The organism is Caballeronia sp. ATUFL_F1_KS39, from assembly GCF_023630985.1.
Taxonomy (GTDB): Bacteria; Pseudomonadota; Gammaproteobacteria; order Burkholderiales; family Burkholderiaceae; genus Caballeronia; species Caballeronia zhejiangensis.
Map to the genome: position 1 here is coordinate 112,468 of NZ_JALQDZ010000001.1, position 24,819 is coordinate 137,286.

The window sequence follows — 24,819 nt, forward strand, 5'->3', positions numbered from 1 at the left end:
TTCGACGCGGCCGCACGGACATGAAGAGTTTCGTCGTCCGCTTGCTGGTCTCCACGGTGGCGCTCACGGCAGTCCTGCTGCTCGTGATGCTCGCGCTCGCGAGCGCGAACACCGAGTTCTTCGACCGCTACTACGGCTGGCTCTACGCGGCGAATGTCGCGGTGGCGATGGTCTTCATGCTGATCGTCATCAGCCTGTTCATCATCATCGTGTCGAGGGTGAGGCAAGGGCGCTTCGGCACGCGCCTGCTCGCCAAGCTCGCGTTCATCTTCGCGCTCGTCGGCGTGGTGCCGGGCGCGATCATCTATGTGGTTTCGTATCAGTTCGTGTCGCGCAGCATCGAGTCGTGGTTCGACGTGAATGTCGAAACCGCGCTCACCTCCGGTCTGACGCTCGGGCGCGGCATGCTCCAGACATCGCTCGCCGATTTCAAGAACCGCGGCCGGCAGATGAGCGATCAGCTCGCGAGCGCCGATCCATCGAGTCTCACGCTGTCGCTTTTGCGGCTGCGCGATCAGTACGGCGTGCAGGACGCCGTCGTGTTCGAGCGGCCGCGCGATCAGTACAACCGCGAGGATCTCGCGGCGAACAACAGTTCGCAACGCGTGCCCGGATTGCGCACGGTCGCGCAGGCATCGGGCAATTACTACGCGCTCCTGCCGGCCAACGAGCCGACCGGCACGATGCTGCGGGAGGCGCAGGATCATCCGTACGGCGCGATCGAAGGCGAGATCGACGGCGATCCGAAATCGAACGGGCCGAAGGGCGCATTGCGATTGCGCGTGCTCACGAAGATTCCCGATCCGACGACGACCACCGAATTTCAGCACGTCGACCGTTTCCTGCAGATCGAGCAGCCCGTGAGCCAGGAGCTCGCGCGCAACGCCGACGCCGTGCAGCGCGCGTATCGCGAATATCAGGAGAAGCGGCTCGGGCGCACCGGCTTGCGCAAGATGTATATCGGCACGCTGACGCTCGCGCTTTTTCTCGCGACCTTCATCGCGATGATGCTCGCGCTCGCGCTCGGCAATCAGCTCGCGCGGCCGTTGTTCCTGCTGGCGCAGGGCACGAAGGAAGTGGCCGAAGGCGACTACACGCCCAAACGCGAGATCAATTCACGCGACGAACTCGGCTTTCTCACGCAGTCCTTCAACGCGATGACGCGCCAGCTTTCCGAGGCGCGCGCGGCGGTCGAGAACAATCGCATCGCACTGGAGCATTCGAAGGCGTATCTGGAGAGCATTCTCGCGAACCTCACCGCGGGCGTGTTCGTGTTCGACCGGCAGTTCCGTCTCTCCACCGCGAATCGCGGCGCGGAGCGCATCTTCCGCCAACCGTTCGCCGCGTTGCTCAATCAGCCGCTCGATCAGATCGAGGTGCTCGCCGAGTTCGGCGCGATGGTCAAAAAGGCGTTCGCCGAGCGCGACGCGGCGGCGGTCGGCAGCGATCATCCTGTCGGCGATCGCGGTCACTGGCAGCAGCAGGTCGCGGTGACGGTGCCGGGCGAGAGCGATCCGCTCACGTTGCTCGTGCGCGGCACGCAGTTGTTGAGCGTGACCGAGAGCGACACCGACGACGCGGAAACCACGGGCTACGTCGTCGTGTTCGACGACATATCGGATGTCATCTCCGCGCAGCGTTCCGTCGCGTGGGGCGAAGTCGCGCGGCGTCTCGCGCACGAGATCAAGAATCCGCTCACGCCTATTCAGCTTTCAGCCGAACGTCTGCAGATGAAGCTCGCCGACAAGCTCGCGCCGCCGGATGCGGACGTGCTGAAGCGCGCATCGACGACCATCGTCAATCAGGTGCAGGCGATGAAGCAGATGGTCGACGACTTCCGCGAATACGCGCGCACGCCGCCCGCGGTGCTCGGCAATCTGCAACTGAACGATCTCGTCGCGGAAGTGCTGACGTTGTACGGCATCGAGGACGGCAAGACGCCGATCAAAGTCGATCTCGCGAAGCTGCCGGTGATACGCGGCGATGCGACGCAGATCCGCCAGGTCATCCACAACTTGTTGCAGAACGCGCAGGATGCGGTGGCCGAAGTCGCGGAGCCGCGCGTGCTGCTCGAAACGAGGACAGTAGAATATGGCGAGCCCGATGCATCGGGTCATGCGCGCGTCGCGGTTCGCCTGACTGTGTCGGACAACGGCTCGGGCTTTCCGGCGCGTATTCTTTCGCGTGCTTTCGAGCCTTACGTGACGACGAAAGCGAAAGGCACGGGCCTGGGACTTGCGACCGTGAAGAAGATCGTCGACGAGCACGGCGCGCGCATCGACATACGCAACCGCTCGAAGAGCGCGGATGTGATCGAAGGCGCGCAGATATCGATTCTGTTTCTACAACTCGCGGACGATACCGCGGCGCCCGGCGCGACGCCTGGCTCCGGTGCGCCGGCGAATCATGGAACGACAAAAGCAACAGTGCAGACAAGGGCAGCGTAAATGGCAACCATCCTGGTGGTAGACGATGAAATGGGGATCCGGGAACTGCTCTCCGAGATCCTGAGCGACGAAGGCCATGTTGTGGAAGTGGCGGAAAACGCGCAGCACGCGCGCGACTACCGTCTACAGCAAACGCCCGATCTCGTTTTGCTCGACATCTGGATGCCCGATACCGACGGCGTAACGCTCCTCAAGGAATGGGCCGCGCAGGGCAAGCTCACGATGCCGGTCATCATGATGTCGGGGCATGCGACTATCGACACGGCCGTCGAGGCGACGAAGATCGGCGCGCTCAACTTCCTCGAAAAGCCGATCGCGCTGCAGAAACTGCTGAAGGCCGTCGAGCAGGGACTCGCGCACGGCACTGCGGCGGCGCCCGCGGCGACGGCGGCGAAGCCTCCGTCGAGCGTGAACGCATCGGGCGTGCCGGTCGCGGCTGCGCTGCCGACGGCATCGGCGCTGAATGCATCGAACGATGCGGCGGCGAGCGGCGCGGCGCCGAATCAGCCCGGGCAGACGGCGTCGATCTCGTTCGATATTCCGTTGCGCGACGCCCGCGATGCGTTCGAACGCGCGTACTTCGAATATCACCTTGCGCGCGAGAACGGCAGCATGACGCGCGTCGCCGAAAAGACGGGGCTGGAGCGCACGCACCTGTATCGCAAGTTGAAGCAGCTCGGCGTCGATCTTGGGAAGAACAAGAACGAGGTGTGAGCGCGGCCCCGGACATTTTCAGAAAAATGCGCAAAGGGGCTTGAGGCGCGGGATAGTCTCTGCTATAGTTTCACCTCTTCGTTGGCCCGGTAGCTCAGTTGGTAGAGCAGCGGATTGAAAATCCGCGTGTCGATGGTTCGATTCCGTCCCAGGCCACCAGAATGCAAGAAGCCCGAGAGTGTTATCGCTCTCGGGCTTTTTCGTTTTCCGCATGTGAAAAACGCGCAGTCCGTGTAAGCCGACTGCGCGTTCTTTTTTCAGCGATCCGGCGCTTACTTCGGATTGGCCGCGACGAAATTCTTGAACGCGGTGTAAGACGCCTTCTGCGTTTTGCCGTCGTTCTTCAGCAGGCCGTACGCGCCTTCGCCGCCAGCCGGATCGTCATACAACTGGTACGTCTGAATCGCCTGGATGTTGTACTTCGACGCCAGCGCGACGAACTGCGCCATCATCTTGTTGCCGACGAGATACGACGCGATCTGCTGATCCGAGCCATACCACGGACGCACGCCGTATTCGTTGAGCCAGATCGGCTTGCCGAACTGCTGCAGTGTTCCGAGTACGTCATGGCAACCCGTGCCGCCGCACGCGTTGGTGATGTCGCCCATATCCGAATACCAGTGCCACGCGGTGATGTCCCAGTTCACGACCGGGTGCCCCGTCGTGCCGTCCGGCTGGGTGCCGGCCGCGAGCATCTGATCCACGGCGTAATGCATCCACGTACCGCCGCCCATGATGATCTTGCCGTTCGTATCGACCGACTTCACGCCGGCGATCATGCCGCGAATGACGCCGCGCGCGATCTGAAATTTCGCGTTGTCGAACTGCTGCGGATAGACGCCGTCGACGTTGTTGTAAATCGTCATCGCGTCGAGTTCGTTCGACACTTCGTAGTACGGGTACTTGTAGGCGGTGGCCGTCCAGACGCCCAACTGATAGCCGGCGTTATACGCGTCGGTCTCGGTGTTGAAGTCGATGCTCATCAGCATGACGGGATACACGGTCACGCCGCCCGCTGCCATCGTCTTCGCGATGCCTGCCAGCTTGTTCGCCGATGACTGGTTGTACACCTCGTTCCGATACAGCTTCACGCCGAGATCCTGCAACTGCGAGAGCTGCACTGCCGGGCTGGAGATGTCGTACGCGCCGCCTTCGTTGTTGTGGCCGTTGGCGCCGTAGAAGATCGTGCTCGTGGTTGTCGCGGCCGCCGCCTTGCGGCTCGCCGCGGCTGTGGTCGATGCGGTGTCGAGCGCGTCGTTGCCGCCGCCTCCGCACGCTGCCAGCACCACGCTGGTTGCCACGGCAGCGGTGATAAGGCTCGCCTTGGGCGCCCGTAATGCGTCAATGACGCGCAAGCTGGTCTGAATGTATTTTTTCATTGTATGTACTACTAATGGAGATGTTGTGTATCGGTGAAGTAGGTACGTCTTCAGGAGCGCCGCGAGCCAAAGGGCGGATCGGAAACGGACCTGCGGTCCCGCTTAACCCTGCGGGAGGGTTTCAAGCCGAGTAACTTCGAAGTGCGAATTAACGGCGGCCGTCAGTCGACGGGGCTTTGATGGCGCGCCAGTGTCCTGCAACGAAAGGAAAAAAATACCTGAAACTGTAACGAGGCCGCGCCATTTTGTTACATGTATAACGGCGCGCGCGGTGGCGGGTTTAGAGACTTCGTCGGAATTGCCGATTTATTTCTTCCGATGATGGCACGAATTACCGATTCCCCGCGCGCCAGCGCGCCGAGCTCGGCGAACAACCGCCCTCCGTGTTAAAATTCGCGCCGAATTAAGGACTTGCCTCGTCCTCGGACCCCGCAAGTCCTTTTCTTTTCGGCGCTCCGAATTGCTCGTGCGACGCGCCGGAACATTCGTCCGGCGCTGGTCATCCGTCTCGCATTCCGCTATCGGCGGCATAAAAGGCGTGCGCTTCAGGGCGAAGGCCGCCGGCCTATACTGGACTCGCGGGCGTCTTGCCCGCGCCGCTCGTCGCGAAGTCCGGTCACTCCGACTGCCTGTGCGGCGTGCGACGCCATCAAATTCACGGAGTACGGAGTTTTCACGGTGACTCGGATAGACGCTAAAGACAGCGCGCTCGTGCTGTTCTCCGGCGGCCAGGACTCGGCCACGTGCCTCGCTTGGGCGCTCGAACGTTACAAGACGGTAGAGACGCTCGGTTTCGATTACGGACAGCGCCATCGCGTGGAACTCGAGTGCCGCGAGGGCTTTCGCGCCGCGATCATGCGCGAGTTTCCGCAGTGGGCCGAACGGCTGGGCGAAGATCACATGATCGATCTGTCCGTGCTCGGCGCGATCAGCGATACCGCGATGACGCGCGAGATCGAGATTCAGGCGACCGCGAACGGCCTGCCCAACACGTTCGTGCCGGGCCGCAATCTGCTGTTCATGACGATTGCTGCAGCAGTGGCGTATCGGCGCGGGCTGAAGGTGCTGGTCGGCGGCATGTGCGAGACGGACTTCTCCGGCTATCCGGATTGCCGCGACGACACGATGAAAGCGCTGCAAGTCGCGCTCAATCTCGGCATGGAAACGCGCTACGCGCTCGAAACGCCGCTGATGTGGCTCGACAAGGCCGATACTTGGCGGCTCGCGGAAACGCTCGGCGGCGAGGCGCTCGTCGAACTGGTGCGCGTCGAGACGCACACTTGCTATGTCGGCGAGCGCGCGGAATTGCACGACTGGGGCTTCGGCTGCGGCCAATGCCCGGCATGCAAACTGCGCAAACGTGGTTATGAGGCGTATCGCGCGGGCGAGCAGGTCGATACCGCGCCGGTCTGATTTTTTTAGAGGTTCACAGAGCAGTCATGACGTACGCGGTAAAGGAAATTTTCTACACGTTGCAGGGCGAAGGCGCCAATGCCGGGCGTCCGGCCGTGTTCTGCCGTTTCGCGGGCTGCAATCTGTGGTCGGGGCGCGAGGAAGATCGCGCGGACGCCGTCTGCCAGTTTTGCGACACCGATTTCGTCGGCACCGATGGCGAAAACGGTGGCAAGTACAAAACGCCGGCGGAACTCGTCGCGAAGATCGCATCGCTGTGGCCGGAAGGCGAGGCGCACAAGTTCGTCGTGTGCACGGGCGGCGAGCCGATGCTGCAGATCGACCAGCCGTTCGTCGATGCGCTGCACGAAGCCGGCTTCGAAATGGCCATCGAAACGAACGGTTCGCTGCCGGTGCTCGAGAGCATCGACTGGATCTGCGTGAGTCCGAAAGCCGACGCGCCGCTCGTCGTGAGGAAAGGCAACGAGCTGAAAGTCGTGGTGCCGCAGGACAACCAGCGTCTTGCCGAGTACGAAAAGCTCGACTTCGAATACTTTCTCGTGCAACCGATGGACAACGCATCGCGCGACATCAATACGAGGCTCGCGATCGACTGGTGCAAGCGGCATCCGAAGTGGCGCCTGTCGATGCAGACGCACAAATACCTGAATATCCCCTGAACGCCGTGCAGACGATTACCCGAAAACTCGAATTCGATGCGGGCCACCGCATTCCCGATCACCGCAGCCAGTGCCGCAATCTGCACGGGCATCGCTACGTGCTCGAAATCACGCTGCAAGGCGATCTCGTCGATGTGGAAGGCGCGCCCGATCGCGGCATGGTGATGGACTTCGCCGACGTGAAAGCGCTCGCGATGGAGCATCTCGTCAACAAATGGGATCACGCGTTCATCGTCTACGAGGGCGATGTCAAGGTGCGCGAATTTCTGCAGACGCTGTCGGATCACAAGACCGTCGTGCTCGATCGCATTCCGACCGTCGAGAACCTCGCGGCCGTCGCGTTCAACATTCTCGCGGAAGTCTATGACGCGCACTACGGCGTCAATCTCAAGCTGAAGCGCGTGCGTCTGTACGAAACGCCGAACTGCTGGGCCGACGTCGCGCGCGGCTGATTTCAGGCGTGCGCGCGGCCGGAAGCACCTCCGGCGCGCGTGCTTTTGTCACGGTATGATCGTCCGATGAGTCGCCCATCCTCCGAGGCGGCGAGACACGGAGCGCACGCATGCCGTCACTTCATCCGTTTTTCCAGTGGCCGCGCGTGGCCGTCCTTCAACCGCTCGAAGGAGACGCGCGATGAGCACCTTCACCAATCCCCTCAAGCAGCGCTTCTCCGAACCGGGCACGTTGTTCGGCCTGTGGCTGTCGCTCGGCAGCGCCGATGCCGCCGAAGCGCTCGCGCACGCGGGCTTCGACTGGCTCTGCATCGACATGGAGCACTCGCCGAACGATAGCGCCGACGTCGTCGCCCAGTTGCGCGCGATCGCCGCCGCGCATCTGCCGAGCGAGCCGATCGTGCGCGTGCCGGCGAACGAAGGCTGGCTCGTCAAGCGCGCGCTCGACGCAGGCGCGCGCACGCTGATGTTCCCGAACGTGCAATCGGCGGAAGAGGCGGCGCGCATCGTGAGGCTGACGCAATATCCGACCGAAGCGGCGCTGCACGGCCTGCGCGGCGTGGCGGGCGCGGTGCGCGCGGCGGCATACGGTATGCGTCGCGATTACATGGCGAGCGCGAATGCGCAGATTGCGACGATCGTGCAGATCGAATCGGTCGCGGCGCTCGAAGCCGTCGATGAAATTGCCGCGACGCCGGGCGTCGATTGCCTGTTCATCGGGCCGGCGGATCTGGCCGCGAGCCTCGGTCATCTCGGCGACGGCAAGCATCCGGATGTGCAGGCGGCGATCACGAAGATCGTCGACGCGGCGAATCGCGCGGGCATCGCGAGCGGCATCTTCGCACTCGATGCCGCGAGCGCGAAGCAGTACGCGCAGGCGGGCGTCAAGCTCGTCGCGATCGGCGCGGATGTAATGTGGCTGTTGAAGGCGACGCGTCAGGCGTTGCAGGAGGCGAGATCATGAAAGCCGCCGCCGCTGCGATCATCGCGCTGGCGCTCGCCGGTGCGGCCCGCGCCGACAACGCGCCGAAGCCGACCGACATCGCGACGCAAAACGCCGTCGCCGATTACAACGCGGGCAATTTCGTCGCGGCGCGCTCGGAGTTTCGGCGTGCGGCGCAAAGAGGCAGCCGCCTCGCCGAATTCAACTACGCGATGATGCTGCTCAACGGCGAGGGCGGCCCGGCGGATGTGCCCGAAGGCAAGAAATGGCTGCGCCGCGCCGCCGACGCCAACATGACGCACGCGCAATACGTGTACGGCAAGATGTACGACGACGGCCAGTTCGTCGAGAAAGATCCGGCGGAGGCGCATCGCTGGTTCCTGCGCGCGGCGAATCAGGGTCACGTACAGGCCGAACTCGCGCTCGCCAACCAGTTCCTCGACGGACGCGGCACCGCGCGCGATAACACACAGGCGTTCACCTGGTACAAGAAGGCTGCGGAAGGCGGCGACATGACGGCGCAATACGTCGCGGGATCGTTCTACGAGCGCGGCGGCGATGGCGTCGAACGCAATCTGAATGTCGCGCGGGCTTATTACGCGGCAGCGGCCGCGCAGGGCGATCCGGCGGCGAAGCTCAAGTATCTGCAGCTCAGCACCGAACTCGAGCAGCAAAAGCCGCAGTGACGGCGCGCGTCGATAAAAAAACCGCGGTCGAAGCCGCGGCTCATGTGGCGGAAGATAGCCCGCTAACTCTGCATCAACCGCTTTTGCCGCGCGACGCTCATGATGAGCCCGGCCGCGACGCCGAGCGTCGTCAGCGCGGTTCCGCCGTAACTCATGAAGGGCAGCGGCACGCCGACCACCGGCAGAATCCCGCTCACCATGCCGATGTTGACGAACGCGTAAGTAAAGAACGCGAGCGTGAGCGATCCCGCCAATAATCGCCCGAAGAAGGTCGCTCCGTTCGCCGCGATGAACAGTCCGCGCGCGATGAGCGCCATATAAAGAAAGAGCAGCACGAGCCCGCCCGCGAGCCCGAACTCTTCGGAGAACACGGCGAAAATGAAGTCGGTGTGTTTCTCGGGGATGAACTCGAGGTGCGCCTGCGTGCCCTTCAGCCAACCCTTGCCGAGCGTGCCGCCGGAGCCGATCGCGATCACCGCCTGAATCGTGTGGAAGCCTTTGCCGAGCGGATCGGAAGTCGGATCGAGCAGCGTGCAGATGCGATGCTTCTGGTAGTCGTGCATCATCGGCCAGACGACTTCGGGCTGACAAATCTTTTCCTGGAAGGTCGCGACGCCCGCCACCGCGATGACGCCCGCGATCAGCACCGGCAGGATCAGCTTGAAACTCAGCCCCGCGAAATAGATGACGAACATGCCCGCCGCGAACACGAGCACGGCGGTGCCGAGGTCCGGCTGCTTCGCGATCAGGCCGACGGGCAGCATCAGAATGAGAAAGCCGACGATGTAATCCCACCAGCGAATGTTGCTTTCGCGCTTCTGGTAGTACCACGCGAGCATCAGCGGCATCGCGATCTTCATGATTTCCGATGGCTGGATCACCACGCCGACATTGAGCCAGCGCTTCGCGCCCTTGCGCGTCAGGCCGAACGCGGCGACCGCGATCAGCAACGCGACGCCGACCGTATAGAGCGGCACGGCAAAGCGCATCAGCGTTTGCGGCGGAATGTTGGCGAGTATCCACATCAGGCCGAAGGTCAGCATGATGTTGCGCAACTGGTCTTCGACGCGGCCCGGCATGTCGAGGCTGGCGCTATAGAGCGTCACGATTCCGACGCCGAGCAGCAGGAACACGATCAGCGCGAGCGGCTTGTCGAAGCCCGCGAACATGCGCTTGGCGCGGTCCAGCAGCTCGCGCTTGTCGAATTGGACGTGCAGTTGCATGGCGGTTTCCTTTACTCGTCGATGCCGCCGGACGGCGCGAGAACGCGCACCCCGTCGTTTTCGTTGCTGCGCACCATGGTGGGCGTCGGCTCGCTCGGGCGCTTCTTCGGCGCGGGCGATCGGCCGGGCGTCGATGCAGGCACCGCAGCCGCAGGCGCAGCGGGCGGCGCCGACGCAGCGCGCGGTTTCGAGACTTTCGGAGCGGATGCCGCAGGCGCCGACGCCGCCTTCGCGGCATCCGGATTCGACGCCGCTTGCGGCGAAAACGCCGGCGACGAATTCGCGACCGACGCGGGCAGCGCGACGGCGGCGGGCGGTTGCGTGCCGCCGATGACCGGCACGGTCGCTTCGGTCGTGGCCGAAGCCGCCGCTGCGACCGCCGCCGCTTCCGCGCCCGGCTTGAGACGGTCGACGAGGTAATAGTCGAGCACCTTGCGCGCGATCGGACCGGCGGACTCCGCGCCCCAGCCGCCGTTTTCGACGATCAGCGCGATCGCGATCTTCGGCTGCTCCGCCGGCGCGAACGCGATGAACAACGCATGGTCTCGCAGATGCTCGGCCGTTCCGCCGTGGCCCCGATAGTTCGCGCCCTGCAGCGAATAGACCTGTGCCGTGCCCGTCTTGCCCGCCGCGAGATAGGGCGCACCCGCGAAAACCTTCGCTGCCGTGCCGTTCGTCACGACGCCTTCCATTGCGTGCTTGATGACGTCGATGTCCTTCTGCTGCACCGGAATCTTGTTGCTCGGATCGCGCACGACCGCGCGCAGGTCCTTGTTGATCGGATTCTCGATGTTGCGCACGAGGTGCGGCTTCATCACGACGCCGTTATTCGCGAGCGTCGCCGTCGCGTGCGCGAGTTGCAGGATCGTGAACGAGTTGTAGCCCTGTCCGATGCCGAGGCTGATCGTTTCGCCTTCGTACCATTTCTGCTGCTCGGGCTTGCGGTACGCCTTGCGCTTCCATTCCGTCGACGGAAGAATGCCCTTCGCCTCGCCCGCGATATCGATGCCGGTGATCTGGCCGAAGCCCCACGGCTTCATGAAGCCGGCCATCGCATTGACGCCGAGATCGCGCGCGAGCATGTAGAAGTACGTGTCGTTCGACACGACGATCGCGCGGTTCATGTCCACCCAGCCCTGACCCGAGCGCACGTCGTTGCGGAACGTGTGGCCGCCGAACGTGAAGTAGCCCGGATCCTGGAAGCCCCAGCCCGGCGTGCGCTTGTGCAGCGACAACGCGGCGAGCGCCATGAACGGCTTGTAAGTCGAGCCCGGCGGATACGTGCCGTGCAGCGGACGATTCAAGAGCGGATGATCCGGCGAATTGTTGAGCGCGTCCCAGGTTTGCTGATCGATGCCGTCGACGAACGAATTCGGATCGAAACTCGGCGCGGAGACGAATGCGAGCACGTCGCCGGTCGATGGCTCGATCGCGACGAGCGCGCCGCGCTTGCCCGCGAATGCCTGCTCCGCGACCTGCTGCAAGCCGATATCCAGCGACAACTGCAAATTGTTGCCCGGCGTCGCCTGCGTGCGCGACATCGTGCGTACCGGACGGCCGCCCGCGGTCACTTCCACTTCCTCGAAACCGGTCAGGCCGTGCAGCTCCGTTTCGTAGCTCTGCTCGACGCCGATCTTGCCGACGTAATCCGTGCCCTTGTAATTGTTGGCGTCGAGGCGCGGATCGTAGTGATCCGAGCTTTCGTCGTTGGCGTCGCTCGCGTCGTCGATGCGCTCCTGATCGCGCTGCGAAATGCGCCCGATATAGCCGATCACATGCGCTGCGGTCGTGCCGAGCGGATATTGGCGGAACAGGCGCGCGCGCACTTCGACGCCGGGAAAGCGGAAACGCTGCGCCGTGAACTTGGCGACTTCCTCGTCGGTGAGACGCGTGCGAATCGGCAGGCTTTCGAAATTCTTCGAGTCTTCGAGAAGCTTCTTGAAACGGCGGCGGTCGCGCGCGTCGATCGGAATGACTTGCGACAGCTCGTCGATGGTTTCGTCGAGCGTGCCGTTGATCTTGGAGCGCGTGATCTCGAGCGTGTACGCCGAATAGTTCTTCGCCAGCACGACCCCGTTGCGGTCGGTGATGATGCCGCGATTCGGCACGATCGGCGCGACCGAAATGCGGTTCTCGTTTGCCTGCAACGAGTATTTGCTGAAATGCCAGACCTGCAGATAGAGGAAGCGCAGCCCGATCAGCCCGAAGCAGATGAACACGAACAGTCCCGCCGCCGCGACGCGCAGGCGGAACTTCGACAACTGTTGCTCGGTGTTCTTGATTTCGGTCATGCAGCTTTCGCGGTGTGCTCGCGATTCAAGTGTAGTTCGCGCGCGGCGGTTTTTTCGCCGACCCGGCGCCGCGCGGCAAGACTCAGATTGGACGCGTATCGTCCGGGTCGGCGGCGCGGCGTTGCGGCATCAGCAGGAGGAAGCTCGCGATCGGCCAGAGCAGCGCTTCGACGAATCCGTTGATGAGATAGCTCCAGCCGGGGAACGCGGCGCCCGTCATCAGGCGGATGATGAAAGGCACGAGATGCGCGCCCACCAGCAGCGGCGCGACGACGAACATCTGCACGGGCAGTGTCATCCACAGCACGCGGCGATGAATCGTGATCGCGCCGTACGAAAGCAGCGTGTAGGCCAGCGCGTGTTCGCCAAGGAGATTCGCGTTGTGCACGTCCATCAGGATGCCGAGCATGAACGCGATGCCCATGCCGACCTTGCGCGGTTGATGCACGTTCCAGAACAGCAGCACGAGCGCGACGAAATCCGGCACGCCGATGAGCCGTCCCCACGGCATGAGGTTCAGCAGGAACGCGGCGGCCAGGCTGAACGTGATGAAGTACGGATTGACCGGCTGCAGGATGTATTGCGGGCGGTTCATCGCGCGGCTCCCGATGATGCGGGTTTCGGCGCATGCGCCTTCTTCGACGGTTTCGCCGCCGCGCCCGATGCAGCTTTCGGCTCGGCCGCCTTCTCCGACGGCTTCGCGGGCGCGGGCGCTGCCGGTGTTGCAGCCGCTGGCGCAGAACCCGGCACCGGAGCGGAAGCGCCGCTCGCGCCCGCTGCGGCGGCAGCCTTCGGCGCGGGCTTCTTCTTGCCCTTGTTTTCCTTCGCTTCCTTGGCGGCCGCGGCTGCTTCGACTTCGACCGGATTCGGCGGCTGATTCAAGTTGTAGTGCAGCACGAGCAACTGGCGCGCGCCGCGCACGGCCGCGATCGGCACGCAGACGACGCGCGCGAACGCCGTATCCGCCTGCTTGTCGACGCGCAGCACCTTCGCGACCGGCAGTCCCGGCGGATAGATGCCGTCGAGGCCGCTCGTCACGAGTTCGTCGCCGGCTTGGACGTCGGCGCTGATCGGCACGAAGCGAAGATCGAGCGTGTCGCCCTTCGGCGTGCCGTAAATCACGCTGCGCAAGCCGGTGCGCGAGATCTGGACGGGCACGGCCTGGTCTTTATCGGTGAGCAGCGTGACTTCGGATTGCAGCGGAAACACGCGCGTCACCTGACCGATCACGCCGTCTTCGGTGACGACGGGCGCGCCGTCCTGGATATTCTGCTGCGAACCCTTGCCGATCACGACTTTCTGCGTGAACGGATCGCGCGTGTCGTATTGAATTTCGGCGGGCGTTTCTTCGGTCGTTGCGCGCGATTGCAGATTCAGCAGCGCGCGCAGATGCGCGTTCTCGATGGCGAGCTGGGCCGCGTCGCCCGCCTTGACGGAAAGCTCCAGATTCTTGTCGCTGAGCTTGCGGTTTTCGCTGCGCAGCGTCGCGCTGGTCACGGCGAGATCGGCGGCGCCCATGAAGATGTCGCGCGGCACCAGCGCCGCGCGCTGCAACGGATACAGCCCGGCGCCGAGCATCCCGCGAACGATTTCCAGCGTGCTGAAGCGAGCGTCCGAGATGAGCAGCGCGATGGCGAGCACCACGAAGAAAATCAGGCGCGCGAGCGCGGAAGGGCCTTGCTTGAAAAGGGGCGGCGGACTGTATTCCATGGTCGGCGCCGAGGGCGTGAACGGATGGATCGATGCTGCAGGTCACTTCGCCGGCGGCGAAACCTGCCCTACGCTGTTCCGACAACGGCCCGGACAGAGGCCGGGCCGTGCGCGCGTCGCGTTACGCGGGTGCTTGCAAGCGTGCTTCGGCGTTGCGTCGATATCCGGACGCCCGAAGCAGCAGATCACTCGTACGAGAAGATGCTGCCGAGCTTGTCCATGCGCTCGAGCGCCATGCCCGAGCCACGCACCACGCAAGTCAGCGGATCTTCGGCGACGAGCACCGGCAGGCCGGTTTCTTCCGCGAGCAGGCGGTCGAGATCGCGCAGGAGCGCGCCGCCGCCCGTCAGCATCATGCCGCGCTCCGCGATGTCCGCGCCGAGTTCCGGCGGCGTCTGTTCGAGCGCGATCTTCACCGACGACACGATCTGGTTCAGCGGGTCGGTCAGCGCTTCGAGAATTTCATTGCTCGAAATGGTGAAGCTGCGCGGAATGCCTTCCGACAGATTGCGGCCCTTGACTTCCATTTCCTTCACTTCGGAGCCGGGGAACGCCGAGCCGATTTCCTTCTTGATGGCTTCGGCTGTTTGCTCGCCGATCAGCATGCCGTAGTTGCGGCGGATGTAGTTGACGATGGCCTCGTCGAACTTGTCGCCGCCGACGCGCACCGACCCCTTGTACACGATGCCGCCCAGCGAGATGACGCCGACTTCCGTCGTGCCGCCGCCGATGTCGACGACCATCGAGCCCGTTGCTTCCGAAACCGGCAGGCCCGCGCCGATTGCCGCGGCCATCGGCTCTTCGATCAGATAGACCTGCGAGGCGCCCGCGCCGTGTGCCGCTTCCTTGATCGCGCGGCGCTCGACTTGAGTGGAGCCGCACGGCACGCAGATGATGATGCGCGGCGACGGCGAGAACATGCGGGATTCGTGAGCGGTCTTGATGAACTGCTTGATCATCTGCTCGGTGACGGTGAAGTCGGCGATCACGCCGTCCTTCATCGGGCGGATGGCCTCGATGTTGCCCGGCACTTTACCGAGCATCTGCTTGGCTTCCTTGCCGACCGCCTGAATGGTCTTCTTGCCGTTGGGGCCGCCTTCCTGGCGAATCGAAACGACCGAGGGTTCGTCGAGGACGATGCCCTTGCCGCGCATGTAGATCAGCGTGTTGGCGGTGCCGAGGTCAATCGCCAGGTCGTTGGAGAAATAGCTGCGCAAAAAACCGAACATTCAAAAATCCTGTCTCGCTGGGTGGCCGTTCGTCGCGAGGAGCGCCGGGGACGGCAGCGGAAAAAATAACGGTTTGCCGGGGCGGCGAACGCTCGCCGGGAAGGGCAAATCCGGGAAGAAATCTACTGCAGAACGGAACGCTGGACGCAAACGTTTCTCGGAATCCATCAAATGCGGGAGAAAGCCACCGACAAGCCGTTCCAGAGGTGAGTCGAACGTGTAATGATACCTTATAATTTGTGGGTATCTATAGGAAAAGGATGGCAGTTTTTGCCATCGCCAGACCTGTTTCCGAGGGCTCCTTTCAAGATCGCAACTGGCTGCTGCAGCGAAAGTTTTCGAGATTGAGGCTGTCCACGCTTTCTCCGGTGAATCCATGTCTTTGACCCTGACCGACGTAAAACGCATCGCGCACCTCGCGCGGCTCGAATTGCCCGACCACGAAGCCGAGCCCACGCTCACGCGGCTCAACGATTTTTTCGGTCTCGTCGAGCAGATGCAGGCCGTCGACACGACCGGCATCGAACCGCTCGCGCACCCGATCGAGCAGATCGAGGAAGTCGCGCTGCGTCTGCGTGACGACGCTGTCTCAGAGCGTGTCGAACGCGAAGAGTTCCAGCGTTGCGCGCCCGCCGTGCAAGACGGACTCTATCTCGTGCCCAAAGTCATCGAATAAGCATCAAACATTCAGCGTCAGCGCGTGATTCACACCGCGCTCATCAGGAAACTGCAATGCATCAGAAAAGCTTGACCGAACTGCGCGCGGCGCTCGACTCGAAGGAAGTATCCGCGGTCGAACTGGCGCAGTCGTATCTGCGGCGCATCGAGGGCGCGAAGGAACTGAACGCGTTCATCGGCGTCGACGCCGCGCTCACGCTCGAACAGGCGAAAGCCGCCGACGCGCTCATCGGCGAAGGCCGCGCGGGCGCGCTCACCGGCTTGCCGATCGCGCACAAGGACGTCTTCGTCACGCGCGGCTGGACATCGACCGCCGGCTCGCACATGCTCGAAAACTATTCGAGTCCGTTCGATGCGACCGTCGTCGATCGCCTCGCGAACGCCGGTATGGTCACGCTCGGCAAGACCAACATGGACGAGTTCGCGATGGGCTCGTCCAACGAGAATTCGTACTTCGGCGCGGTGAAGAATCCGTGGGATATGAAGGCCGTGCCGGGCGGTTCGTCGGGCGGTTCGGCTGCTGCCGTGGCCGCGCGTCTCGCGCCCGCCGCGACCGGCACGGACACCGGCGGCTCCATCCGCCAGCCCGCTTCGTTCACCGGCATCACCGGCATCAAACCGACGTATGGCCGCGTTTCGCGTTATGGAATGATCGCGTTCGCGTCGTCGCTGGATCAGGGCGGCCCGATGGCGCAAACGGCGCACGACTGCGCGCTGCTGCTGAACGCGATGGGCGGCTTCGACGAGCGCGATTCCACGAGCCTTCAACGCGAGAACGAAGACTACACGCGCTACCTCGGCAAGACGTGGAACGGCAGCGATGATGCCGGCAAGCCGCTGAAGGGCCTGCGCATCGGCATGCCGAAGGAGTATTTCGGCGCGGGTCTCGCCGACGACGTGCGCGCGTCCATCGACGCCGCATTGAAGCAATACGAAGCGCTCGGCGCGACGCTCGTCGAAGTGTCGCTGCCGAAGACCGAGCTTTCGATTCCCGTGTACTACATCATCGCGCCGGCGGAGGCATCGTCGAATCTGTCGCGCTTCGATGGCGTGCGCTACGGGCATCGCGCGGCCGAGTACCGCGATCTGCTCGACATGTACAAGAAGTCGCGCGCGGAAGGCTTCGGGCCGGAAGTGAAGCGGCGGATTCTCGTCGGCACGTACGTGCTGTCGCACGGTTATTACGACGCGTACTACCTGCAGGCGCAGAAGATTCGCCGCATCATCGCGCGCGATTTCCAGGAAGCGTTCAAGCAGTGCGACGTCATCATGGGACCGGTCGCGCCGTCGGTCGCGTGGAATCTCGGCGAGAAGGCCGACGATCCCGTGCAGATGTATCTCGCCGATATCTACACGCTTTCCGTGAGCCTCGCGGGCCTGCCCGGCATGAGCGTGCCGTGCGGTTTCGGCGCGGGCGCGAATGCGAATCGGCCGGTCGGTCTGCAGATCATCGGCAACTATTTCAACGAAGCCCGGATGCTCCAGGTCGCCGACGCTTATCAGCGCGCGACCGACTGGCACCGCAAGGCACCTGCATCGGCATTGGCATCGGGAGTGTGAACATGCAGTGGGAAGTCGTCATCGGTCTGGAAACGCACGCGCAGCTTTCCACCGTCTCCAAGATTTTTTCCGGCGCGCCCACGCAGTTCGGCGCGAGCCCGAATTCGCAGGCGAGTCCCGTCGATCTCGCGTTGCCCGGCGTGTTGCCTGTGATGAACCGCGGCGCCGTCGAGCGCGCGATCCGCTTCGGTCTCGCGATCGGTTCGCACATCGCGCCGCGCAGCATCTTCGCGCGCAAGAACTACTTCTATCCGGATCTTCCGAAGGGCTATCAGATCAGCCAGTACGAGATTCCGGTCGTGCAGGGCGGGCAGATCACGATTCAGGTGCCGGCCAACGAGAAGGCGGGCAAGGAAGCGTACGAGAAGACCATCAACCTGACGCGCGCGCACCTCGAAGAGGACGCAGGCAAGTCGCTGCACGAAGACTTCGCGGGCATGACGGGCATCGACCTGAACCGCGCGGGCACGCCGCTGCTCGAAATCGTCACTGAGCCGGAAATGCGCAGCGCCGCGGAAGCGGTCGCGTATGCGAAGGCACTGCACGGTCTCGTCGTGTGGCTCGGCATCTGCGACGGCAACATGCAGGAAGGCTCGTTCCGTTGCGACGCGAACGTCTCGGTGCGCCCGGTCGGCCAAAAGGAATTCGGCACGCGCGCCGAGATCAAGAACTTGAACTCGTTCCGCTTTCTCGAAGAAGCGATCCAGTACGAAGTGCGCCGTCAGATCGAGCTGATCGAAGACGGCGGCACGGTGGTTCAGGAAACGCGTCTTTATGACCCGGACAAGCGCGAAACGCGTTCGATGCGTAGCAAGGAAGACGCGCACGATTACCGCTATTTTCCCGATCCCGATCTGATGCCGCTCGTGATCGATGCATCGTGGATCGATCGCGTGAAGGGCGAGATGCCCGAGCTGCCGGCGGACATGCAGAAGCGTTTCGTCGACACGTACGGTTTGACGCCGTATGACGCGGGCGTGCTGACTTCGTCGAAGGCGATGGCGTCCTACTTCGAAGCGCTCGTGCAGAAGGCGGGCGCGGCCCAGGCGAAGATCGCCGCGAACTGGATGATGGGCGACGTCTCCGCGCAACTGAATCGCGAATCGCTCGATATCAGCGAATCGCCGGTATCGGCCGCGCAGCTCGCGCTCATCATTCAGCGCATCGCCGATGGCACCATCTCCAACAAGATCGCGAAGGACATTTTCCAGACGATCTGGGAAGAGAAGGCGACCGACGAGGCCGCCGCGGATCGCATCATCGACGCGAAGGGTTTGAAGCAGATTTCCGACACCGGCGCGCTCGAGGCGATCATCGACGAGGTGCTTGCGGCAAACCAGAAGTCGGTCGAGGAATTCCGCGCGGGCAAGGAGAAGGCGTTCAACGCGCTGATCGGCCAGGCGATGAAGGCGACCAAGGGCAAGGCGAATCCGCAGCAGGTGAACGAGCTTTTGAAGAAGAAGCTCGGCTGATTGTTTCGGTGCGTGAAAGACAGGGCCGTTGCCGGTTAAGCTAGGCGACGGCCTTTCTTTTTGGTGATCACAAAAATATGGCAAAAAAACCCGAACTCGACGACTTCCGTGTGCCTTTCTTCGACGCCGGCAAGAAGCGCAAGCCATTCGACCTGAGCGCGATCGATCCGTCCGCGAAGCCGTTTTCCAGCGGCACGAAGGACATCGACCGCGAGCGTCTCACGGCGATCGGCGTGCAACTCGACGATCTTCAGGAGAAACTGCACGCGCAGCGCCGCCGGCGCGTGCTGCTCGTGCTGCAGGGCATGGACACGAGCGGCAAGGACGGCACGGTGCGCGCGGTGTTTCACGATGTCGATCCGCTCGGCTTGCGCATCGTGCCGTTTCGCGCGCCGTCCGAGCGCGAGGCCGCGCACGATTTTCTGTGGCGCGTGCACGCGCAGGCGCCGATGGCCGGCGAATTCGCGATCTTCAACCGCAGTCACTACGAAGACGTGCTCGTGCCGCGCGTGCTGAAGTCGATCGATGCCGACGAATGCGAACGGCGTTATCGGCATATTCGCGAATTCGAGGCGCTGCTCGCTGACAGCGGCACCACCATCGTCAAATGCTTCCTGCACATTTCGAAGGACGAGCAGCGCGAGCGACTGCAGGCGCGCATCGACGATCCGACGAAACACTGGAAGTTCGACGTCTCCGATCTCGAAGCGCGCAAGCAATGGGACGACTATCAGGCCGCATACGCCGACGCGCTCGCGGCGACATCGACGGATTACGCGCCTTGGTACATCATTCCGGGCAATTCGAAGACGCATCGCAACGTGATGGTCGCAGAGCTGCTGTTGCGCACGATGCAGGACATGAAGCTCGAATTCCCGCCGGCGAAAGAATCGCTGAAGGGCGTGAAGGTCGAATAATCAAGATCAAAAAGGAAGAACATGTTTCGCGTGATAACCGCCAATCTCAACGGCATCCGTTCGGCCGCCAAGAAAGGTTTCTTCGACTGGTTCGGAGAGCAGAAATCCGACGTCGTGTGCGTTCAGGAAATCAAATGCTCGCAGGACGATCTGACGCCGGAATTTCTCGCGCCGCACGGTTTCCAGGGCTATTTCCAGCACGCGGTGAAGAAGGGCTACAGCGGCGCCGGTCTGTACACGCGCCACGAACCGGATGACGTGATCATCGGCTTCGGTTCGGAAGAGTTCGATCCGGAAGGGCGCTATGTCGAAGCGCGTTTCGGCAAGTTGTCGGTCGTGTCGGTGTATGTGCCGTCGGGTTCGAGCGGCGACGAGCGTCAGCAGGCGAAGTATCGCTTCATGGACGAGTTCATGCCGCATCTGGACGCGCTTTCGAAGGAGCGCGAAGTCATCCTGTGCGGCGATGTGAATATCGTGCACAAGGAAATCGACATCAAGAACTGGAAGAGCAACCAGAAGAATTCCGGTTGTTTGCCCGAAGAACGCGCGTGGCTCACGAAGCTTTTCGAGGACGTCGGTTATGTCGATGTATTCCGCACGCTCGATCAGCGTCCCGAGCAATATACGTGGTGGAGCAATCGCGGCCAGGCGTATGCGAAGAACGTCGGGTGGCGTATCGATTATCAGATCGCGACGAAGGAAGTCGCCGCGACCGCGAAGAAGACGTCGATTTTCCGGGATATCAAGTTCAGCGACCACGCGCCGCTGACGATCGATTACGACTGGAAGATCGCGAAGAAGAAGTGAGCTAGCGCCCGCTCTTCTTGAACCGCCCCATCCCGGCGTAATTCGGCAACTGATCGATGGTCTTGCCGACCGCCTTCGCATAGAGCGGCATCATGTCCGGCATGCGTTTGAGCAGATCCTGCCGGCGATCCGGCCCGTACGGATGCAGCCAGATGAAGCCATCGTCCGCGCGGCGCGTGCCCGAATCGATCTTGTTCCACAACGTGACGGCCGCGCGCGGATCGTAGCCCGCGCGCGACGCGATCTCGCTGCCGATCACGTCGGCTTCGGTTTCGTCGGCGGGGGAATAGCGCATCGTCAGCAGTTCATCGCCGATATCGGGCTGCTGCGACGCGTAATTCGAAAAGCCGAAAAGCTGCGGCATGCCGTTCGACGAGAGCTGCGCCGCCTGCTGCCGCCCGAGCCGCTCGCGCGCATGCTCGCGCAACGCGTGCGCGATTTCATGGCCGATCATCATGCCGATCTCGTTGTCGTTCAGATGCAGCTTGTCGATCAGCCCGCTGTACACGACGATCTTCCCGCCCGGCAGGCAGACCATGCGCTCGTCGGCCGACTTGATGACGTTGATCTCCCACTTCCAGCTCTTCGCGCGATCGTTCCACTTGAGCGCGAACGGAATCTCGTGATTCGCGATTTCGCGCACGCGTTTGACGAGCGGGTTGGTATCGGGGAGCAGCGTCTTGTTGCGCTCGGCATCGTGGATGACCTGCGCGTATTCGTCGGCGGCCTGCGCTTCGAGCGTCGCGGGCGCAATCAAGTTGCGAAACAGCGCCGTATTGCCGAAACGGATCTGGTTGTTCGGTGCGGAGTACGGCGGCGGCGTCTTTTGTTCGTCCTGGGCATGCGCGGACGAAGGCGCGAGCGACGCCCATGTCCATGCGCAAACCAAGGCGCGAAGCTTGAAAGAAACCGTCATCGTCGAATTCTCCAGGGCGCGATCTTGGGCAACAGTAACATGCCCGGAATGGACAGCGCGACGCAGATCATGAAGTACGGAAACCAGCCGGTTTCATTCACGATGTAGCCGCTGCCCGCCGCCGCGAAGGTGCGCGGCACGGCCGCGAGGCTCGTGAAGAGCGCGAATTGCGTCGCGGTGTAGCGCGGGTCGGTCGTGCTCGCGATATACGCCGTGAAGGTCGCGAGCGTGAGACCCGTCGCGAAGGTTTCGAAGCCGTACAGCACGCCGAGCGCGAACGGCGACGGCCCGATCTTCGCGAGCCATGCGAAGCCGAGCGTCGCGACGATCTGCAGAATGCCGAAGATCCACAATCCGCGCGCAATGCCGATCTTCACGAGCGCGATGCCGCCGAGCAAGCCGCCCGCGATGCTCGCCCAGAACGCGACCGCTTTCGCGATCACGCCGATCTGCGCGAGCGAGAATCCGACGTCGATGAAGAACTTCGTCGCGAGCGCGGTGGCCATCGTATCGCCGAGCTTGTACAGGAAGATGAAACTGAGCACGAGCAGCGCCGCGCGCCAGCCGTCACGCGTGACGAACTCGTGAAAGGGCTCGACGATCGCCTCGCGCAGATTTTTCGGCGGCGCGCCATGAATCTGCGGCTCCTTCACGACGAGCGTCATGATGAGTCCCGGCAGCATGAACGCGGCGGTGATCAGAAAGACGCTTTTCCACGGCAGGACGGTCGCGAGAATCAGCGACAGCGAACCGGGCACGAGTCCCGCGACCTTATATGCGTTGACGTGCACCGCGTTGCCGAGCCCTTGTTCGGTGTCGGCGAGGAGCTCGCGGCGATAGGCATCGATGACGATATCCTGACTCGCGCTGAAGAACGCGACGAGCGCGGCGATCGCGGCGACGGCCCAGAGATTCTGCTCGGGCGAGAAGAAGCCGAACGAGCCGATCGCGATCATCACGAGCACTTGCGTGACGAACATCCAGCCGCGCCGCCTGCCCGGACTCCAGCCGGGAAAGCGCGGAATGAAACGGTCCATCAGCGGCGACCAGACGAATTTCCACGTGTACGGAAGTCCGATCAGCGCGAAGAGACCGATCTCCTTGACGTTGATGTGCGCGGTCGTGAGCCACGCCTGCAACAGGCTATAAAGCGTGAAGAGCGGCAATCCGGACGTAAAGCCGAGAAAGACGCAAATGAGGATGCGCTTGTTGAGGAACGCGCGCCATCCGGGATGATCTTCGTGAGCAGTTAGAGCGGGCGCCTCGTGTGGCGTATCGGGCATGTCAGATAACGGGCAGTTGTCGATGCGGGAACCCGCCGGTCGATGTTACCGGCGCTTCACGCGATAGACCGCAAGACTACCACGCCAGTTCGCGCCCCAACGGACCGACTGCCCGCCGTGCAGCACCACGCGATCCAGAATCTCGATGCCCACTTCCGGCGCGAGCGCCTCGAAGTCCTTGATCGTGAGCACGCGCACGTTCGGCGTATTGTGCCATTGATAAGGCAGCGATTTCGACACCGGCATGCGTCCCTGAATCACCGAAAGCCGATGCTGCCAGTAACCGAAATTCGGAAACGACACAATGCATTCGCGTCCGACGCGCACCGTTTCGCGCAGGATCGCGGCGGTCTGATGGATCGTCTGCAGCGTCTGCGAGAGGATCGCGAAGTCGAAGCTGTCGTCTTCGAAGAGACGCAAGCCGTCTTCGAGATTCTGCTGGATCACGTTCACGCCTTTTTGCGCGCACGCGAGCACGCCGGCATCGTTGATTTCGATGCCGTAGCCCTTCACTTCCAGTTCTTCACCGAGCAGCGACAGCAGCGAACCGTCGCCGCAGCCGAGATCGAGCACCGTCGAGCGCGGTTCGACCCAGCGGGCGATCGCGCGAAAGTCCGAGCGCAGCGCGAGGGAATCGAGAGTGTGCTGGTTCATGCGCCGATCTCCGTGGCAATGCGTTCGTAGTAGGCGCGCATCAGATTGTGATAGCGCGCGTCGTCGAGCAGGAAGGCGTCGTGGCCGTGCGGCGCGTCGATTTCCGCGTAGCTCACCGTGCGCTTGTTGTCGAGCAGCGCCTTCACGATCTCGCGCGAGCGCGCCGGCGCGAAACGCCAGTCGGTCGTAAAGCTGGTGATGAGATATTTCGCCGATGTATTGGCAAGCGCTTTCGTTAGATCGCCGTCGAAGGCTTTCGCGGGATCGAAATAATCGAGCGCGCGCGTGATGAGCAGATACGTGTTCGCATCGAAGTATTCGGCGAACTTGTCGGCCTGATAGCGCAGATACGACTCCACTTCGAATTCGACATCGAAATTGAAGTTGTACGCGTCGAGCGCGCCTTCGGCACGGCGCAGCGCGCGGCCGAATTTCACGGCCATGTCGTCGTCCGACAGATACGTGATGTGGCCGATCATCCGCGCGACGCGCAAGCCGCGGCGCGGCTTCACGCCGTGCGCGTAGTAATCGCCGCCGTGGAAGTCGGGGTCCGAGAGGATCGCGGAGCGCGCCGTCTCGTTGAACGCGATGTTCTGTGCGGACAGCTTCGGCGTCGACGCCACCACGATGCAATGCGCGAGCCGCTCCGGATACATCATGCTCCACGCGAGCGCCTGCATGCCGCCCAAGCTGCCGCCCATCACGGCCGCGAAGCGCTCGATACCGAAGCGGTCCGCGAGACGCGCCTGCGCGTTCACCCAGTCCTCGACGGTGACGACCGGAAAGCTCGCGCCATACGGTTTTCCGGTTGCGCCGTCGATGCTCATCGGTCCGGTCGAGCCGAAACACGAGCCGAGATTGTTCACGCCGATGACGAAGAAGCGGTTCGTGTCGAGCGGCTTGCCGGGGCCGACCATGTTGTCCCACCAGCCGACGTTCTTCGGGTTATCGGCGTGAATGCCGGCGACGTGATGCGACGCGTTCAGCGCATGGCACACGAGCACGGCGTTCGAGCGCGCGGCGTTCAGTTCGCCATAGGTTTCGACGACGAGTTCGTAGTCGCCGAGCGACGAGCCGTTCTGCATCCGCAGCGGCTCGGTGAAGCGCATTGTTTGGGGAGTGACGATGCCGATCGATTCCATTCATTCCGCCTTTGACCTGGCGGCTAAACGGTGTCGGCGATGCGCTGCCTGAGAAATCGAGCGCGGCTGACGACCTCTTTAGCCGCATTTATAGTGAACCCCGCGAAAGATCACTGAGGTTCGCGCGCCCGCAATCGAGTCAGCAAATCGGCGCACTGTTCATGTTCGAGAAAATCTCGTTAGCGGGGAAGTATAGCGGAAAACGTCATAACGCCGTCAATAATGCCGCCATCTGCCGCGCCTT

Annotated in this window: 22 protein-coding genes and 1 tRNA gene; 13 read left to right on the forward strand and 10 right to left on the reverse strand. The window is 62.9% G+C overall.

Going from position 1 to position 24,819, the window contains the following annotated elements; genetic code table 11:
* Positions 1-20 precede the first annotated feature (20 nt).
* The 3 genes from NCR93_RS00565 (at position 21) to NCR93_RS00575 (ending at position 3,320) form a co-directional block, all read left to right on the forward strand.
* Positions 21-2,447, forward strand: a complete 2,427-nt coding sequence (locus NCR93_RS00565; protein ID WP_284502244.1) for a sensor histidine kinase — start codon at positions 21-23, stop codon at positions 2,445-2,447.
* A complete protein-coding gene (gene esaR, locus NCR93_RS00570; RefSeq protein WP_175979704.1) occupies positions 2,448-3,161 on the forward strand; it encodes a response regulator transcription factor EsaR in 714 nt (237 codons plus the stop codon).
* Positions 3,162-3,244: 83 nt separating this feature from the next.
* Positions 3,245-3,320: transfer RNA gene (locus tag NCR93_RS00575), tRNA-Phe, on the forward strand.
* Between the two features lie 113 nt (positions 3,321-3,433).
* Here NCR93_RS00575 and NCR93_RS00580 read toward each other — a convergent pair.
* Complete coding sequence (locus tag NCR93_RS00580) at positions 3,434-4,462, reverse strand: glycosyl hydrolase (protein ID WP_250435417.1); 1,029 nt, start codon at positions 4,460-4,462, stop codon at positions 3,434-3,436.
* 756 nt (positions 4,463-5,218) lie between these two features.
* On the opposite strand from NCR93_RS00580, the gene queC reads away from it, so the two are divergent.
* The 5 genes from queC (at position 5,219) to NCR93_RS00605 (ending at position 8,693) form a co-directional block, all read left to right on the forward strand.
* Positions 5,219-5,953 (forward strand): 7-cyano-7-deazaguanine synthase QueC, encoded by a 735-nt coding sequence (gene queC / locus NCR93_RS00585; RefSeq protein WP_175979706.1) that lies wholly within the window; start codon positions 5,219-5,221, stop codon positions 5,951-5,953.
* Positions 5,954-5,979: 26 nt separating this feature from the next.
* Positions 5,980-6,612, forward strand: a complete 633-nt coding sequence (gene queE, locus NCR93_RS00590) for a 7-carboxy-7-deazaguanine synthase (RefSeq protein ID WP_250532125.1) — start codon at positions 5,980-5,982, stop codon at positions 6,610-6,612.
* A 5-nt stretch (positions 6,613-6,617) separates the two neighbouring features.
* Positions 6,618-7,064: a 6-carboxytetrahydropterin synthase QueD gene (gene queD / locus NCR93_RS00595; protein WP_008352173.1), complete on the forward strand. Its 447-nt coding sequence runs from the start codon at positions 6,618-6,620 to the stop codon at positions 7,062-7,064.
* 181 nt (positions 7,065-7,245) lie between these two features.
* A complete protein-coding gene (locus NCR93_RS00600) occupies positions 7,246-8,028 on the forward strand; it encodes an HpcH/HpaI aldolase family protein (protein WP_175979707.1) in 783 nt (260 codons plus the stop codon).
* Positions 8,025-8,693 carry a tetratricopeptide repeat protein gene (locus NCR93_RS00605; protein WP_034470327.1) on the forward strand — a complete coding sequence of 223 codons (669 nt, stop codon included), beginning with the start codon at positions 8,025-8,027 and terminating at the stop codon, positions 8,691-8,693. The genes NCR93_RS00600 and NCR93_RS00605 overlap by 4 nt, the downstream gene beginning before the upstream one ends.
* A 62-nt stretch (positions 8,694-8,755) precedes the next feature.
* Here NCR93_RS00605 and rodA read toward each other — a convergent pair whose 3' ends face one another.
* The 5 genes from rodA to NCR93_RS00630 form a co-directional block, all read right to left on the reverse strand.
* Positions 8,756-9,916, reverse strand: a complete 1,161-nt coding sequence (rodA, locus tag NCR93_RS00610; RefSeq protein ID WP_008352167.1) for a rod shape-determining protein RodA — start codon at positions 9,914-9,916, stop codon at positions 8,756-8,758.
* An 11-nt stretch (positions 9,917-9,927) separates the two neighbouring features.
* The gene (gene mrdA, locus NCR93_RS00615; RefSeq protein ID WP_250480195.1) at positions 9,928-12,207 is read right to left on the reverse strand and encodes a penicillin-binding protein 2; all 2,280 of its coding nucleotides are present in this window, start codon (positions 12,205-12,207) and stop codon (positions 9,928-9,930) included.
* A gap of 82 nt (positions 12,208-12,289) precedes the next feature.
* Entirely contained in the window at positions 12,290-12,802 is a 513-nt protein-coding gene (gene mreD / locus NCR93_RS00620; protein ID WP_008352165.1) for a rod shape-determining protein MreD, read from the reverse strand.
* Complete coding sequence (gene mreC, locus NCR93_RS00625; RefSeq protein WP_034470331.1) at positions 12,799-13,917, reverse strand: rod shape-determining protein MreC; 1,119 nt, start codon at positions 13,915-13,917, stop codon at positions 12,799-12,801. The genes mreD and mreC overlap by 4 nt, the downstream gene beginning before the upstream one ends.
* 185 nt (positions 13,918-14,102) lie before the next feature.
* The gene (locus NCR93_RS00630; RefSeq protein WP_004189550.1) at positions 14,103-15,146 is read right to left on the reverse strand and encodes a rod shape-determining protein; all 1,044 of its coding nucleotides are present in this window, start codon (positions 15,144-15,146) and stop codon (positions 14,103-14,105) included.
* Between the two features lie 376 nt (positions 15,147-15,522).
* Here NCR93_RS00630 and gatC point away from each other — a divergent pair, with 376 nt between their 5' ends.
* The 5 genes from gatC to NCR93_RS00655 all read left to right on the forward strand — a co-directional run bounded on the left by gatC (position 15,523) and on the right by NCR93_RS00655 (position 20,580).
* Complete coding sequence (gatC, locus tag NCR93_RS00635) at positions 15,523-15,822, forward strand: Asp-tRNA(Asn)/Glu-tRNA(Gln) amidotransferase subunit GatC (RefSeq protein ID WP_008352020.1); 300 nt, start codon at positions 15,523-15,525, stop codon at positions 15,820-15,822.
* 56 nt (positions 15,823-15,878) lie between these two features.
* A complete protein-coding gene (gatA, locus tag NCR93_RS00640; RefSeq protein ID WP_250435422.1) occupies positions 15,879-17,384 on the forward strand; it encodes an Asp-tRNA(Asn)/Glu-tRNA(Gln) amidotransferase subunit GatA in 1,506 nt (501 codons plus the stop codon).
* Positions 17,385-17,386: 2 nt separating this feature from the next.
* Entirely contained in the window at positions 17,387-18,856 is a 1,470-nt protein-coding gene (gene gatB, locus NCR93_RS00645) for an Asp-tRNA(Asn)/Glu-tRNA(Gln) amidotransferase subunit GatB (RefSeq protein ID WP_250435423.1), read from the forward strand.
* Between the two features lie 77 nt (positions 18,857-18,933).
* Positions 18,934-19,773 (forward strand): PPK2 family polyphosphate kinase, encoded by an 840-nt coding sequence (locus NCR93_RS00650; protein WP_175979711.1) that lies wholly within the window; start codon positions 18,934-18,936, stop codon positions 19,771-19,773.
* A 21-nt stretch (positions 19,774-19,794) separates the two neighbouring features.
* Positions 19,795-20,580 carry an exodeoxyribonuclease III gene (locus tag NCR93_RS00655; protein WP_250480198.1) on the forward strand — a complete coding sequence of 262 codons (786 nt, stop codon included), beginning with the start codon at positions 19,795-19,797 and terminating at the stop codon, positions 20,578-20,580.
* 1 nt (position 20,581) lies between these two features.
* Here the strand turns inward: NCR93_RS00655 and NCR93_RS00660 are convergent, their stop codons facing one another.
* From NCR93_RS00660 to metX, 4 genes are read right to left on the reverse strand one after another with little or no spacing between them, the layout of a single operon-like run.
* Entirely contained in the window at positions 20,582-21,496 is a 915-nt protein-coding gene (locus tag NCR93_RS00660; protein ID WP_175979713.1) for a M48 family metallopeptidase, read from the reverse strand.
* A complete protein-coding gene (locus NCR93_RS00665; RefSeq protein WP_008352007.1) occupies positions 21,493-22,779 on the reverse strand; it encodes an AmpG family muropeptide MFS transporter in 1,287 nt (428 codons plus the stop codon). The genes NCR93_RS00660 and NCR93_RS00665 overlap by 4 nt, the downstream gene beginning before the upstream one ends.
* Positions 22,780-22,824: 45 nt before the next feature.
* Positions 22,825-23,433 (reverse strand): methionine biosynthesis protein MetW, encoded by a 609-nt coding sequence (gene metW, locus NCR93_RS00670; RefSeq protein WP_008352006.1) that lies wholly within the window; start codon positions 23,431-23,433, stop codon positions 22,825-22,827.
* Positions 23,430-24,575: a homoserine O-succinyltransferase MetX gene (gene metX, locus NCR93_RS00675; RefSeq protein WP_008352005.1), complete on the reverse strand. Its 1,146-nt coding sequence runs from the start codon at positions 24,573-24,575 to the stop codon at positions 23,430-23,432. Before metX ends, metW begins: the two co-directional genes overlap by 4 nt.
* Between the last annotated feature and the right edge of the window lie 244 nt (positions 24,576-24,819).